The sequence below is a fragment of the Phocaeicola sartorii JCM 17136 = DSM 21941 genome (genome assembly GCF_054653615.1).
Genome location: NZ_BAAIFW010000006.1, coordinates 272,216 through 287,482 on the forward strand (window position 1 = coordinate 272,216; position 15,267 = coordinate 287,482).

Genomic DNA, 15,267 nt, shown 5'->3' on the forward strand with positions numbered 1-15,267 from the left:
GCTCCCTGAACAAAAAAACATACGGGAGGATATTGGCGTATCACCCCGTATGAAAAAATCATTTTTCAATGCTTGTTTGGCGACAAGCAAAGACAACATTTTATTCACTTTATTTCAATTACAAAATTATGAAAAATTATTTTAGCGTCCAATTATTTTGGATGATAAAGTCGTGTAGGTTAATCTTAAATAAAGCTCCATTACCTATGAAACTAAGTGTACTCTTTTTAATCTGTTCGCTAAGTATGACTTATGCGGCAGAGTCGTATGCGCAAAAGACCATGATCAGTCTTGAAGTGCGCAATGAAACAGTTGGCACTGTGTTGGAAAAGCTGAAAAAAGAATCGGGGTTTGATTTCTTCTTCAACAATAAACACGTAGATTTGAAACGTATTGTATCAGTTTCGGCAAACAACAATAATATATTCAAGATACTAGACCAGATTTTCGCAGGGACAAATGTAAAGTATTCGGTGCTTGAAAAGAAAATTATTCTTTCTACTGAGATTGTGCAAGGAATACAGCAAGGACAAAATAAGGTGACAGGTATTGTAAAAGATGCGAATGGAGAGCCGGTAATCGGTGCCAATGTCATCGTAAAAGGCCAGTCAACAGGTACAATCACAGATATAGACGGGCGGTTTGTATTGGATGCCCCGAAAGATGCCGTTTTACAGATTACGTATATCGGGTATGTTTCTCAAGAAGTGAAAGTTTCTGGAAAGAAAGAACTTACCATCGTATTGAAAGAAGACACCAAGACCTTGGATGAAGTAGTGGTAGTAGGCTATGGGACACAAAAGAAAGCTAATTTGACAGGTGCTGTTACCTCCATTAAAATGGATGATGTTTTGAATGAGCGTCCGATTACTGATGTACAGACAGCATTGCAAGGAGCCATTCCAGGGCTAATGATAACAGGTGGTTCTACTCCTGGTGTGTCCAAATCGTTTAATATTCGAGGAATTACGTCTATCAATGGTGGAGAACCTCTGATTTTAGTGGATAATGTGCCTGCACAAATTGATATGATAAATCCTGAAGATATAGAAAATGTTACTGTTTTAAAAGATGCTTCATCTTCTGCCATATATGGGGCTAGAGCAGCTTTCGGAGTCATCTTGATAACAACGAAAAAAGGAAGTAAAAACAGTAAGTTTCAATTAAATTATAGCAATAATTTTGGATTTCAGAATAGCGTTAATTTGCCTCATCAGGCAGACGCAATAGATATAATGAAAGCTTACTTGGATGCAGGATTCACAGGAGGGACTTGGTTCGCCCAAGGGCAGGATTTGGAGCGTTGGATAGAATATGTCAAAGCATACCGCCAAGACCCATCTCAATTTGATGTAACAAAAAACGGAATTTATATTCCTACAGAAGATAATCCGACTGGCATTCGTTACTATTTACATCCAAACAACTTGTATAAAAATATGATGTCTAATTATGGCTTTCAACAGACCCATAATGTTTCAGTTAAAGGAGGAGGTGAAAAGATAAACTATCGCATGTCCTTAGGATATAATGACAATGACGGAATTTTGGAAGGAAACAAAGATACATATAATCGTATAACTGTTTCTTCTTATATATCTGCTGATATAACCAAATGGCTTAAGCAATCACTTGACATAAGATATGCTAAAAGTCATTTGTCTATGCCTAATGCATCTGGCGTATGGGGTACAATGCCTGATTTAAATCCCGAAGGAGAGATGGAAAGTGCCAATGGAAATATGTTACCTATAAATACTCCATTGAATTTATTGAAGTATTCTTCCACTACTAATACAGTGAATGAAAATCCTCGCATTTTCTCACAGACTACAGTGACTCCGTTTAAAAGATTCGAAGCAATTTTTGAGTATACTTTTGATCAAAAGAATTACGATCAAAAAAAATATGACAAACCTATCAAAACAACTTCCGTTCAATTAGAAGAAAAGATAAATCCTACTACAGCATTGTATACCAATACCAAACAGACAACTTCATATAATGCTTTGAATTTATATGGTTCTTATTATTGGGACATAAATAAAGAACATAATTTTAAAGTAATGGCAGGATATAGCCAAGAATGGCGTAATCATGAACAATTAGTTGTAGATAAAAAGGAAATGATTAATGAAGATATGCCTTCATTTTCGGGAGGATACGGAGAAACAACAGCAAAAGACTCCTTTTCTGAATCTGCAATACGAAGCGCTTTTTTTCGTCTGAACTATAATTATCTTAATAGGTATTTGATAGAGGTTAATGGACGTTATGACGGCTCTTCCAAATTCCCGAAAGAAACTCGCTATGGTTTTTTCCCTTCATGTTCCTTAGGTTGGCAAATTGCAGAAGAAAAGTTCATGAATTGGTCTCGTGGGTATTTAGACGCATTAAAGTTAAGGGGATCATGGGGAGAGATTGGCAACCAGTCAATTACAGAATATGGCTTTGTACCTTCCATGAGTTCGTCTTTGGCAGATTGGATTGACCCTGAAACATCTTTGCGTCCCACAACTCTTAATACTCCAGCTTTAGTGCGTGAGAATTATACATGGGAAACAGTTCGTACTTTAGACATCGGTGTAGACATGGCATTTTTTAACAATAGATTTACCGCTAACTTTGATTGGTATATACGTGATACCCAAGGAATGTTGGCACCAGGAATGGAATTGCCTGCAGTAGTTGGTTCCAGTGCTCCCAAGCAAAATACAGCAGACTTACGTACGAAAGGATGGGAACTGTCAATGAACTGGCGAGATCGCATAGGGGATTGGAGTTATGGAATCGGGTTCAATTTATATGATTCCTGGACACGTATTACAAAATTTGATACAAATGAGGCGAAGGTTTTGGGAAGTCAGAAAAATGATGGCACAATGCCCAACCAATATGTTGGCAAAGAAATAGGTGAAATATGGGGATATGTTTCAGATGGTTATTATTCAGTGAATGATTTTGAGAATATACAAACTTGGATTTTAAAAGAGGGAGTGACTTCAATAAAAGGAATCACTGTAAAACCTGGTGACGTGAAGTTTAAGAATCTAATGGATGAGAAAGGCGGTGTTTTCAATCAGATTGATGCCGGAAATGGTACTACAACCAACCCTGGTGATATGCGTATCATAGGCAACAATACACCCCGATATCAATATGGAATAACAGGTAATCTTGGTTGGAAAGGATTTGCTTTTTCTTTCTTATTACAAGGAACGGGAAAACGAGACGTTTGGATTGATGATGCTTTACGCTGGCCTTTTAATGGAGGACGTTATGGAACTATTTTCGAAAACCAGCTTGATTATTGGAAACCCGTAGATACAGAAAACGGAAATTGGGAGGCTGTGAATCCCAATCCAGAATGGTATCGCATCTATAATGAAATGGAAAATTCCAATTCAAACAAACGTGTTCAAACAAAGTATTTATTGAATGGTGCTTATTTACGTGTAAAAAATGTCACCTTAAGTTATGATTTTCCAGAAGAATGGATTTCTAAAATCTCATTGTCCAGATTAAAGATGTTTGTTAGTTGTGAAAATCTTCATACATTCCATTCATTACCTAATGGGTATGACCCTGAAAGATTAAGTTGGAATTATCCTTTCTATAGAACTATTTCATTTGGATTAAATGTTACACTTTAAAAATACGGGAATATGAAGAAAATATTATATTTATTGATAGTTGTCAATCTATTTATAGGTTGTAATGATAATTTTTTAGAGAAATATCCTAAGGAAGTTCAAACAGAGGTTACCGCATTTAAGACGTATGCAAATTTCAAAACCTATGCATGGGGGCTATATGGCGGGCTAAACAATCCAAACATTTTAAGAAAGCCAGGAACACAAACAGACGATAGCTTTTATTGGGGAGACGTTTTAGCCGGTTATTTAAGTAAAAAGAAATCAGGATATCAGAATATGTACTCGTTCCAATTAGCTACAGTCCCAGCTTCAGGAGGAGGATTTGATTTTGCTTATGTAAGGAGAGTCAATCTGATGCTGGATAATATAGATGGATCAATAATGAGTCAAGAGGAAAAGGATCATTGGCGGTCTGTAGGATATTTTTTTAGGGCTTATTATTATTATGAATTAGTAGCCCGCTTTGGAAATGTTCCATGGATAGAGCATGTTGTAAAAGAAACAGATGATGATATAATTTATGCAGAACAAACACCACGTACTATAGTGGTACAGAAGATGCTGGAAAATCTACAGTTTGCGGAACAACATATAAAACCCAACGGGGATGGAATAAATACAATAAATATACACACCGTTCGTGCTTTAATTTCACGTTTATGTTTGTTTGAAGGAACATGGCGTAAATATCACAATATAGAAGATGCGGAAAAGTATTTGAAGTGTTGTGCTGAAATTTCCGAGAAACTAATGAGTAGTTTTCCGAAATTGCATCCTTATTACGATGAAATGTTTACCAGTGAAGACTTAAGTACTGTTGATGGGGTGATCTTATATAAAGAATATAAAGCGGATGTATTAACCAATAATATCGGATATTATGAACGGTGTGGAACAAATGGAAATCAAATGAATAAATATACGGTAAGTTTATTCTTGTGTATGGATGGAAAGCCAATCTCTGCAAGTCCTCTATATGCGGGAGATAAAACTATGTATGATGAAATGCGTAATCGAGACCCTCGGCTGTTATTGAATGTAACTCCACCTTATAGAGTGAATACGGATGGTACTCCTACCGGAAATCCAAAAGATGCCGAATACATTGAAAAGATGAAAGTCTTATCTAGAGAAGGTCATAAAAGACTTCCTCTTTATAATTGGAGTGGTTCTATATTAGAAATGTCTCCTAATATGGAACCCAAATCAGTCAGAGCATATATGGTATCTCGTTCTGGTTATTACATGTATAAGAATTATAATACATGGGATCAGAACAGCAATGCACAAGCTTTAAATACAGCAGATAAACCTTTATTCAAAATAGAAGAAATTCTATTGAATTATGCTGAGGCTAAATATGAACTGGGGGAATTTGATCAATCTGTAGCCGATATGACAATAAATAAATTACGTAGCCGACAAAATGTACAAGTAGGCAAAATGATTGTCAGTGAAATAAACGACAATTTTGATGTAGCACGAGATCCTCTCGTTCCAGCAGTATTATGGGAAATTAGACGTGAACGTATTGTTGAATTGATGGGGGAAGGTTTCGGCTTTTATGATATCCGCCGCTGGAAACGTGCGGAATGGTTTTTGAATAGAGAAAGTAAAGGAATATATATCCGTAAGAGCGATTTCAACATGGCTAACAAAGAAATCATGGATCCAATTACAGGATTGCCAAATAAGGAATTAACAGAGGGCTATATCTACTTGGCCCCTAATCCTGTAGATTTAGGAAAAGGATGGTTAGAAAAATACTATTTGTACCCGATTCCTGCTAATCAACTTTTGTTGAATCCTAATTTAGAGCAATCTTCAGGATGGGAAAGGTTCTAAAAAAACAATTTTGGTTTTGTACTAAATAAACAAATACATATCATGAAGACTATTGATAAATACATATTACTGACTATGTCATTAGGAGTTGTTCCTAATATAATTTCAGCACAAGGAGAAAAAGAAAACAGTTTGCCTAATGTTATTTATATAATGGCAGATGATTTGGGTATCGGTGATTTAGGTTGCTACGGACAGCGTATTATTCAAACACCGGGAATAGATAATTTAGCCGCAACCGGCATGAGATTTGCTCAACATTATACAGGATGTACTGTAAGTGCTCCGTCTCGCTGTTGCCTGATGACAGGTAAACATACTGGTCATTCTTTCATTAGAGGAAATAAGGGTGTTAAAGCGTCCGACGGATATAGTTATGACTATCCTTTGGCTGATGACGAAATAACAGTTGCAGAAATTTTAAAAAAGCGAAATTATGCAACAGCTTGTATTGGCAAATGGGGATTAGGAGGCCCTAAATCAGAAGGATATCCGACCAAACAAGGATTTGATTATTTTTTCGGTTATTTGGGACAAGGAAACGCCCATCGTTATTATCCAGCCTTTTTATTTGAAAATGAAAAGAAAATTATGCTAAATGGTGAAAAATATTCTCATGATTTGATCATAGAGAAAGCCTTGTCATTCATAGAAAAAAAATCCGACAAACCATTTTTTCTTTATTTAGCACCAACATTACCTCATCCAGATCTAGTAGTTCCATCTGGGGAATTGGGTGAATATGATGGAATGTTTGACGAGAAGCCATATTTAGGAAAAGATTATACTCCTCAATCTAAACCACGTGCCACCTATGCCGCCATGGTAAGTCGATTGGATAGAGATGTTCAACGTGTTGTGGATTTAGTAGAAAAAAAAGGCTTATCCAATAATACTATTATTATTTTTACTTCTGATAATGGCGTTCATAAAGAAGGCGGGCATGATCCGGAGGTCTTTGACAGTAATAGTGCATTTAGAGGATATAAACGAGATTTATATGAAGGAGGAATTCGGACACCGTTTATTATCCGATGGCCAGCGAAAGTAAAAAAAGGCAGTGTCAGTTATCATATTTCTGCATTTTGGGATTTTTTGCCTACAATGTGTGACTTGATAGGAGAACAGGTTCCTGTAACGGTAGATGGAATTTCATTTCTTCCTGAATTAACAGGGCAAGGAGAATTATTGAAACATGATTATTTATATTGGGAATTTCATGAGCAAGGAGGTAAACAAGCCATCTTGTTAAATGACAATTGGAAATTGATAAAACTGCAAGTGAATAATCCTCAAAAGACAAAATTGGAATTGTATAATTTAAATTCTGATCCTTCTGAACAAATGAATGTATCAAAGCAATATCCGGAAAAAGTACGAATATTAAATGATCTATTGCAAAAGGCTCACAAAACAAGTGTGATATTTCCTTTTGCACATGAAAAAAAAGAGTAGGAATCCATACAGGAAATATTGGGAATGGCAAAAAACAGGTGCCCTTTTCAGACACCCGCTTACTTTTTATTTTTGAAGAATAGTTGCAAACTTTCTCCCTTTCTTCCCATAGTCCCCCATTTATTTCCAGATTCAATTTAGTTCTTGGCACCGGAACAAAAGAATTATATTCCTTTTAGCCTGTTTAAATCGTCATTCTAGAATGACGATTTAAACAGGCTAAAAAACAACAATGTCATTTTCCATGCGCAGCCATATACGCCTTCACCTGCTCACTAATCTGCTTCATCCCTTTCACCGAAGGATGGCCGCTCATCTTATCAAGCCCTTTCAGTTCGATGCAATCTATCTGATAATGTTTGCAAATCGTTCTGACCGATTCACTGATTTCCTCTCCTAATCCATTATTCAACAGAAAATAAATCTCCACATTAGGATAATAATCAATCATTGTATCCAGCATATAAGCCATGGCAGGGCGGAAAGAATACAAATCTTTTTTAGACCAATCCGCATACTGATACTCTCCTAAAGGTGATTTGGCCCAATAATCATTAGTCGCGCCAAAAATAAAAATAATATCAGGACAACCCAACGACTTCATCCGGGTGATGAAAGAACGGTCGCTATAATCCTCCGAACGGTAACCGGTATGGCAAATAGTAGCGCCGGAGAACGAATTATTCACACAAAGACGGTAGTTGTTCTCCTTAATAAACTGATGCCACCAAGTATTACGTACAGAAACCATATCCGTCTTCCGTCCTTCAGGAGGCGTCTTCAGATACCATACAAAATTAGTATCGGGCTGAACATAGCCTTCGAACGTGGAATAAGAATCCCCCAAGATAGAAACGGATTTCAAACTTTGGGCAATGCCCGGATGACAGAACAACGTACAAAACAGCAGAGTTAAAATATACTTTTTCATAGGTATTTGATTATTTCGCCTTCAAATATACATCATATTTTGATTTAGCACCTATAGAAACAACCTTTTTCTTCCATTTACAGACAAAAAAGAGACATGGAGCGGCTTCATAAAAATAAGAACAAATCCGATGGTTACAAATTCTATCTACAAACGTCATTACCTATAAGCCAAATAGAGGCCGTTTAACTTTTAAAAGACTAAGTATGACAAGAAACGCTTTTTGGGGACTGTGCATCGGGTTATGTATGGCAGGTACACAAGCCGTTGCTCAAAAGATAGAAAGTACGAGTATCAAAACTGATAACAAGAGAGACTGTACTTCATTCCATATCGACGGAATCACCGACGGAGAGTCCTTATTTACCGCTATCGGAGGACCTGACGCACCTGTGGTTAATGCAGGAATGCCAGGTACGGAAGGGATTCAAGGAGGATTTGAAGGAGGCTCTATCGTAAAAATAAAAGGTACTTATCACATGTTCCCTACCGAACGTGCCGGTGTGAAAGGGATGCCTGCCTACCACGACAGAGTAAAGACACGGATAGGACACTGGACCAGCACCGATGCTGTTCACTGGACACGCCAATCCACTATATTGGAATCAAGCGGTGTCTATGCATTGGTACATGAAGACAATCCCATGAATGACCGCCGTTCCGCCATCTGGTCTTATATGCCTGTATTCAGCGAGGAAAACAACCGATGGTACGGATTCTATCTGGCTTACACCACAGATAAAGAAATTGCACCCAATCATTCTTTCGGCCGCATCTGGAGATGTGAATCCGAAAAAGAAGGTATAGAAGGAATAGGTGGTCCTTACCGGGACATGGGAATCGTGATAGAACCGGGACTGGACTCCCAACTTTGGGAAGGACGGCAAGGAGTCGCTTCTTTCTTCCCATATAAAGTGGATAAAGGCTGGAATGCGTTTATCAGTGGAGCTTATCCTTACGAAACCCGTGCAGATTATCCCTTGAAAGGAGGGGAAAAGCGCAAGGTATGGGCTGTGGGACTGGCCGAATCAGAAACCTTGGAAGGACCATGGAAACGTATGGGTGAGGAAATCAATCCGATAACTTCCATTCACCCGCAGTTTGTAGAGAATCCTATCGTATCCCGATTACCCAACGGAATCTATATAGCGATGTTTGACGGAGGACCGGACTATTTAAACTTGCCCAACAGAATGGGATACACTTTATCCATAGACGGAAAAAACTGGAGCAAAGCACGTTATATCGCCATAGATACCAAAGTAAAAAAATGGTGGACTGTTATGAGGACTCCGCTTTGCCTGATACCCGAAGGAGACAATGTATATACCATTGTTTATACAGCTTGGGATGATACGCGCTTCCACCCCATCGGGATGGTAAAAGTAAAATTAAATCCGGAAGTATTGGATAAACTGACAGCAGAACTGAAACCGGCTATCCCCTATTTAAATGAAGTCGGTGCACAAGCCATGCCCCGGAATATCGTTCCGATCAAGAATGCATATTTCAATATGCCTCAACCGAAGCGTCCCGTTTTTCCCGATTTCATCGTCAATATGAAAGACAAAGGAATGACAGAAGATGCCCCTATTACAGATTTAGTGAACCGGACGATTGCCGAAGTCAGCAACCAAGGAGGAGGAACAGTCGTCATTCCTGAGGGGAAATGGAAATCGGCCCGTATCGTTCTGAAAAGTAATGTCAACCTGCATTTAGCCAAAGGAGCCGAAATAGAGTTTGCCGGTCGTGCGGAAGATTATCTGCCGGCGGTTTTCACACGCCATGAAGGGGTGGAAATAATGGGGCCGGCCGCCTTTATTTACGCCAATGGGGAAAACAACATCGCCATTACAGGAGAAGGAACCATTTACGGACCACCTATGGATGCTGAAATCAGAAAACGTCCTAACGGTGCTTCAGTGGTAGAAAAAGATGTCCCGTGGGACATGCCTATAGAACAACGCATCTATGACGGTATGGAAGGCAGGACTTTCTATCGTCCTAAAACCATCTCTCCTATCAACTGTACCAATGTATTAATAGAAGGGATCACGATGGAACGAAGCACCTTATGGAATGTGGTACCCATTTATTGCGAGAATGTAATTATAAGAGGCATTACCGTCAACTCCACCAAGGTGCCCAGCGGAGACGGCATTGATATAGAATCTTGTAAAAATGTATTAATTGAATACTGCACGCTGAACTGCGGTGATGATTGTTTTACCCTGAAAGCCGGTAGAGCAGAAGACGGATTACGTGTAGGCAAGCCTACAGAAAATGTAGTGATCCGCTACTCGCTGGCCCAGCATGGACATGGCGGGATAACTTGTGGTAGTGAAACAGCCGGAGTGATCAAGAATCTGTATGTACACGATTGTGTATTCGACGGCACCCGTACCGGCATCCGTTTCAAAACGCGACGCAACCGTGGAGGAGGCAGTGACAACACGTACTATGAGAGACTGCGCATGATCAATGTAGGAAAAGCCTTTACCTGGGATTTGTTGGGCAGTGCTTATTATATGGGCGAACTGGCCGCACGCTATCCGGCAAGAAAAGTAAACCGGCTGACGCCTGATGTAAAGAATATCCTGATCAAAGATTTCATTGTAGAATCAGCCGACCAGTTCTTTACCGCCAATGGTATTCCCGAAATACCTTTCAACCAGGTAGTGGTGGAAAATGGAGAGATCAAATGCAAGAAATTAATCGGCGCCCTGAATGATGCCGCCGGATTTACGATGCGGAAGCTGACGATAGAATCGCAGCATAATGACATTCACATATTGGATGGAAAAGACATCCTGTTCGAGGATATACATTTCAAACTCCCTGGCGAAGAAATCAGGGTGAATGTAGAAGGCAAGAGATCCAAAAACATTATTTTCAAGAACATCAATGCCAATCAGAAACAGGTTGAATATAAAAAGGAATCTCCCATGAGGATAGAAATAAAATAATTCTATCGGCCTATTCATTCCCTATAATTGTATCATTTTTCATCATAATGTATGATTTTCCATTGTAAGGCGGGCTATCCCGCCTTATTTTTGTATCATGAAAACAGTATTCAATGGTATTATGAAAAACAAATGGACCAAACTGGCGGCTTTAGTAATAGCTGCCCTGTGGAGTGGACCCACTGTGCAGGCACAAGCTCCGCACCCCGAACGTATCTATTTATCGGGAACCGGTATTGACAACACCAAGACTTGGGAGTTCTTTTGTTCGGGAGGACAAAACAGTGGAAAATGGAAAAAGATCGAAGTACCCTGCAACTGGGAACTGCAAGGATTCGGAGCATATACTTACGGTCGTTGGTACACTATAAAAGGTGAAAGGCCAAGCGACGAAACGGGCATTTACCGATATAAATTCGAATCCCCGGCAACAACTTCCGGTGAGCGGATAAAAATATTCTTTGACGGAGTGATGACCGACACGGAAGTTTTCATCAATGGAAAACCCGCAGGCGAGATGCATCAGGGAGGATTCTACCGCTTCAGTTATGATATCACCGATTTATTGAAACCCGGCAAAAAGAACCTGCTTGAAGTAAAGATAGCTAAAGAATCAGCCAACAAATCCATCAATGCAGCCGAACGTAAAGCCGACTGGTGGCTGTATGGTGGTATTTACAGACCTGTATGGCTGGAAGTTGTTCCGGCAGTCCACATGCGACATTTTGTTCTGAACGCCGATCAGCATGGAAAATTGCAAGCGGCAATAGAATTGGAGGGAGATGCCAAAGGATATGAATTGTCTGTTTCCGTCCGTTCATTAAAGGATGGAAAAGACATGTACACTCAAGCAAACAAACCTACCCTTTCTCATCAGATTAAGGATTCGAACAAGGAACAGTTGGTGGAAGGAAACTGGATGAACATCCAACCCTGGTCTACAGAGGACCCCAATCTGTACGTAGCTAGACTGGAACTGAAAAACCCCGAAGGGAAAACGGTGCAAAGCCGTGAAACGCGGATAGGTTTCCGCACCATTGAATTCTTTCCACAAGACGGAGTTTATCTGAATGGAACCAAACTAGTGGTGAAAGGTGTCAACCGCCATTCTTTTTCCGTAGATGGAGGTCGTGCTACCAGTGCGGCTATGAGCCGTCAGGATGCCTTGCTGGTAAAAGAGATGAATATGAATGCCGTCCGTTCACATTATCCGCCTGATGAACATTTCCTGGATATGTGTGATTCATTAGGAATTGTCTACATGGACGAACTGGCAGGATGGCAAAACGGATACGATTCAAAAGTAGGTCCTAAATTAGTCAAAGAAATGATAGAACGCGATGTGAATCATCCTTCCATCATTATTTGGAGTAATGGCAACGAAGGAGGATGGAATTATAATCTGGATCCTTTATTCGCCCAATACGATAAATTACAGAAACGCCACATGGTACACCCTTGGGCCGATTTCAATGATCTGGACACCCACCATTATCCCACTTATCTGACTGGAGTGGCACGTTTTACCAACGGCTATAAAGTATTTATGCCTACCGAATTCATGCATGCCATGTACGATCAGGGAGGTGGTGCCGGACTGCGTGACTTTTGGGATCGTTGGTGCACGAACCCTCTGTTTGCCGGAGGCTTTATCTGGGTATTCTGTGACGAAGCTCCCAAACGTTCTGATAAAGGAGGCATATTGGATTCTGATAAATCCAATGCTCCTGACGGGGTAGTTGGTCCACGTAGAGAAAAAGAAGGAAGTTACTATGCTATCCGCGCACAATGGTCGCCCATCCAGTTAAAACCCCTGCTGATTACTGATCACTTTGACGGCAGCTTCCTGGTTACTAATGAATATACGTATACCAACCTGGACAAATGTCGCATGACTTACAAAATACGTACTTGCGAAACACCTTTGAAAAATGTCCTGGAAAGCGGTAAAGTTATCGCAGAAGGCCATGTACAACTGCCTGCCATCGCACCGGGTGAAACTGGAAAAGCCCGCTTCACTCTTCCTGCTTCTTTCCGGGAAGGTGATGTACTGGAGTTAGAGGCATTTGACAAAGAGGGGAAAAGTATCTGTAACTGGACCTATCCTATCCGGCTGGCCAAACAATACTTTGATCATAAAATGGCGCAGACTCCGATGACCCTGGAAGCGGTACAACCGGCCACCGCCACTCAAACCGCTACCTCCATCGAACTGAAAAGCGACCGTGTAACCGTCACTTTTGATCCGGCTACCGGCATGATCAGCCGTATCACATCAGGAGGAACAGAAGTTCCATTCAAAGACGGCCCTGTGGCAGTGGGCATGAAAATGCGCTACGAACCAACATTGAGCTATGTCCGCAACAGCAACGAGGGGGCTGTTTACTGTGCCAAATACAAAGGTGCCGCCGACTCCATCGTATGGCGTCTTACGGACAAAGGATTACTCTATATGGATGCCATTCTGCTGAACCGGGCTTCCGGCGGAGGTGGATTTGATGACGCTTTCATGGACTCCAAAGTATTCAATCTCGGTCTGACTTTCTCTTATCCTGAAAAGAATTGCTCCGGCATGAAATGGATGGGGCGCGGCCCGTACCGTGTCTGGAAAAACCGGATTCCGGGAACGAATTATGGAGTATGGCACAAAGAGTACAACAATACCATCACCGGAGAAAGCTTTGAAAATCTGATTTATCCGGAATTTAAAGGATATCATGCCAATATGTATTGGGCCACATTGGAAAGTGACACGACACCGTTCACCGTTTATTCCCGGAATGACGGGATCTTCTTCCATGTGTTCACTCCCGAAGAACCGAAAGGACGCGTAAAAGACACCATGCCCAAATTCCCCGAAGGGGATATATCCTTCCTGCTGGACATCCCGGCTATTTGCTCCTTTAAACCCATCGAGCAACAAGGGCCGAACAGCCAGCCGGGTAATATCCGTATCAAATCGGGAGATGAAGGGTTACATCTGAATTTGATGTTTGATTTCCGACAATAAACAAGTGAATCGTAGTTAGTGATTAATTTAATAGCAGAATCATGAAATTAATAACTTTTGTATGTGCCGCCTTTCTATGCCTTCCGTCTTTGGCACAAGAAAAATTTCCGGACGGCACACCTGTATCCGATTGGTTTAAGGACAGTAAGATAGTAGATATAAACACATTAGGCAAGAAATACATTCTGACAGATTACGGCGTCATCAATGACAGTACCCTGTTACAAACAGAGAAAATCCAATCTGCCATTGATGCTGCCGCACAAAACGGCGGGGGAGTTATCGTCATTCCCAAAGGAACCTATTTAAGTGGAGCGCTGTTCTTCAAACCCAAAACACACCTGCATCTGGAAGAAGGAGCAGTGTTGAAGGGAAGTGATGATATCAGCAACTTCCCCATCATAGATACCCGCATGGAAGGGCAAAGCTTGAAATATTTTGCGGCGTTGGTCAATGCCGACAGGGTGGACGGCTTTACATTATCCGGAAAAGGTACGATTGACGGCAATGGATTAAGATACTGGAAATCATTCTGGCTTCGTCGAAAAGTCAATCCCCAATGCACCAATATGGATGAATTACGTCCCCGGCTGGTACATATCTCCCATAGCAATGACGTCCAACTCTCAGGAGTACGCCTCATCAACTCTCCTTTTTGGACTACCCACCTTTACAAATGTAATCACATAAAATTACTGAACCTCTATATCTTCTCCCCGGAGGAACCGGTAAAGGCTCCAAGTACGGATGCCATTGATATAGATGTATGCAGCAATGTACTGGTGAAGAACTGCTATATGTCTGTCAATGATGACGCCATAGCTTTAAAAGGTGGAAAAGGACCTTGGGCAGACCAAGACCCGAATAATGGAAGAAATTCCAACATCATCATAGAAGATTGTACCTACGGCTTCTGCCACGGCGCCCTCACTTGTGGAAGCGAATCCATCCACAATCGCAATATTATCTTGCGACGCATTCACATCACCAATGCCAATCGTTTGTTATGGTTAAAGATGCGACCGGACACCCCCCAACAATATGAATATATTCTGGTAGAAGATATCACCGGAGACGCAAACCATTTTCTGTATATCAAGCCTTGGACGCAATTCTTCGACCTGAAAGATAGAAAAGACATTCCTCTTTCTTATTCAGATCATGTAACCATGAGAAACATTGATTTTAAATGCGACAATTTTTTCAGCGTGGAAAAGTCCGATCAATATCAACTCACGAACTTTACATTCGAAAACCTGAACATTAAAGCTAAAAACGAGAAATGCGACAAAGAAATGATTGACAACTTTAGTTGGAAGAAAGTCCGTATAGACAAGATAAAATAAGATCAAAAAGTAAGATAAGTAACTTGGCCGGGTTAAACGTCTTACTTGGCCAAGTTAC

Annotated in this window: 7 protein-coding genes; 6 read left to right on the plus strand and 1 reads right to left on the minus strand. The window is 40.5% G+C overall.

The window, feature by feature from the left end; genetic code table 11:
• The first annotated feature begins 206 nt into the window (after positions 1 to 206).
• Genes ACYQ0C_RS18160 through ACYQ0C_RS18170 form a run of 3 tightly spaced genes read left to right on the plus strand, consistent with a single transcriptional unit; the run spans position 207 to position 6,956 of the window.
• Positions 207 to 3,653 (plus strand): TonB-dependent receptor, encoded by a 3,447-nt coding sequence (locus tag ACYQ0C_RS18160; RefSeq protein WP_016277774.1) that lies wholly within the window; start codon positions 207 to 209, stop codon positions 3,651 to 3,653.
• A 12-nt stretch (positions 3,654 to 3,665) separates the two neighbouring features.
• Entirely contained in the window at positions 3,666 to 5,501 is a 1,836-nt protein-coding gene (locus ACYQ0C_RS18165; protein WP_016277775.1) for a RagB/SusD family nutrient uptake outer membrane protein, read from the plus strand.
• Between the two features lie 42 nt (positions 5,502 to 5,543).
• On the plus strand, positions 5,544 to 6,956 hold the full coding sequence (locus ACYQ0C_RS18170; RefSeq protein ID WP_016277776.1) for an arylsulfatase: 1,413 nt from the start codon (positions 5,544 to 5,546) through the stop codon (positions 6,954 to 6,956).
• A gap of 235 nt (positions 6,957 to 7,191) precedes the next feature.
• Here ACYQ0C_RS18170 and ACYQ0C_RS18175 read toward each other — a convergent pair whose 3' ends face one another.
• The gene (locus tag ACYQ0C_RS18175) at positions 7,192 to 7,887 is read right to left on the minus strand and encodes an SGNH/GDSL hydrolase family protein (RefSeq protein ID WP_016277777.1); all 696 of its coding nucleotides are present in this window, start codon (positions 7,885 to 7,887) and stop codon (positions 7,192 to 7,194) included.
• A 206-nt stretch (positions 7,888 to 8,093) separates the two neighbouring features.
• Here ACYQ0C_RS18175 and ACYQ0C_RS18180 point away from each other — a divergent pair, with 206 nt between their 5' ends.
• The 3 genes from ACYQ0C_RS18180 (at position 8,094) to ACYQ0C_RS18190 (ending at position 15,209) form a co-directional block, all read left to right on the plus strand.
• On the plus strand, positions 8,094 to 10,853 hold the full coding sequence (locus ACYQ0C_RS18180; protein WP_016277778.1) for a glycosyl hydrolase family 28 protein: 2,760 nt from the start codon (positions 8,094 to 8,096) through the stop codon (positions 10,851 to 10,853).
• Positions 10,854 to 10,974: 121 nt separating this feature from the next.
• Positions 10,975 to 13,863, plus strand: a complete 2,889-nt coding sequence (locus tag ACYQ0C_RS18185) for an exo-beta-1,4-galactosidase (RefSeq protein ID WP_016277779.1) — start codon at positions 10,975 to 10,977, stop codon at positions 13,861 to 13,863.
• Positions 13,864 to 13,904: 41 nt separating this feature from the next.
• Positions 13,905 to 15,209: a rhamnogalacturonidase gene (locus ACYQ0C_RS18190; RefSeq protein WP_016277780.1), complete on the plus strand. Its 1,305-nt coding sequence runs from the start codon at positions 13,905 to 13,907 to the stop codon at positions 15,207 to 15,209.
• The last annotated feature ends 58 nt before the right edge of the window (positions 15,210 to 15,267 follow it).

Bases quoted from the DNA above. Each gene is read 5' to 3' on its own strand.
- ACYQ0C_RS18165 (WP_016277775.1), top strand. From the start codon at position 3,666: ATGAAGAAAATATTATATTTATTGATAGTTGTCAATCTATTTATAGGT.
- ACYQ0C_RS18170 (WP_016277776.1), top strand. From the start codon at position 5,544: ATGAAGACTATTGATAAATACATATTACTGACTATGTCATTAGGAGTT.
- ACYQ0C_RS18160 (WP_016277774.1), top strand. From the start codon at position 207: ATGAAACTAAGTGTACTCTTTTTAATCTGTTCGCTAAGTATGACTTAT.
- ACYQ0C_RS18185 (WP_016277779.1), top strand. From the start codon at position 10,975: ATGAAAAACAAATGGACCAAACTGGCGGCTTTAGTAATAGCTGCCCTG.
- ACYQ0C_RS18175 (WP_016277777.1), bottom strand. From the start codon at position 7,887: ATGAAAAAGTATATTTTAACTCTGCTGTTTTGTACGTTGTTCTGTCAT.
- ACYQ0C_RS18190 (WP_016277780.1), top strand. From the start codon at position 13,905: ATGAAATTAATAACTTTTGTATGTGCCGCCTTTCTATGCCTTCCGTCT.
- ACYQ0C_RS18180 (WP_016277778.1), top strand. From the start codon at position 8,094: ATGACAAGAAACGCTTTTTGGGGACTGTGCATCGGGTTATGTATGGCA.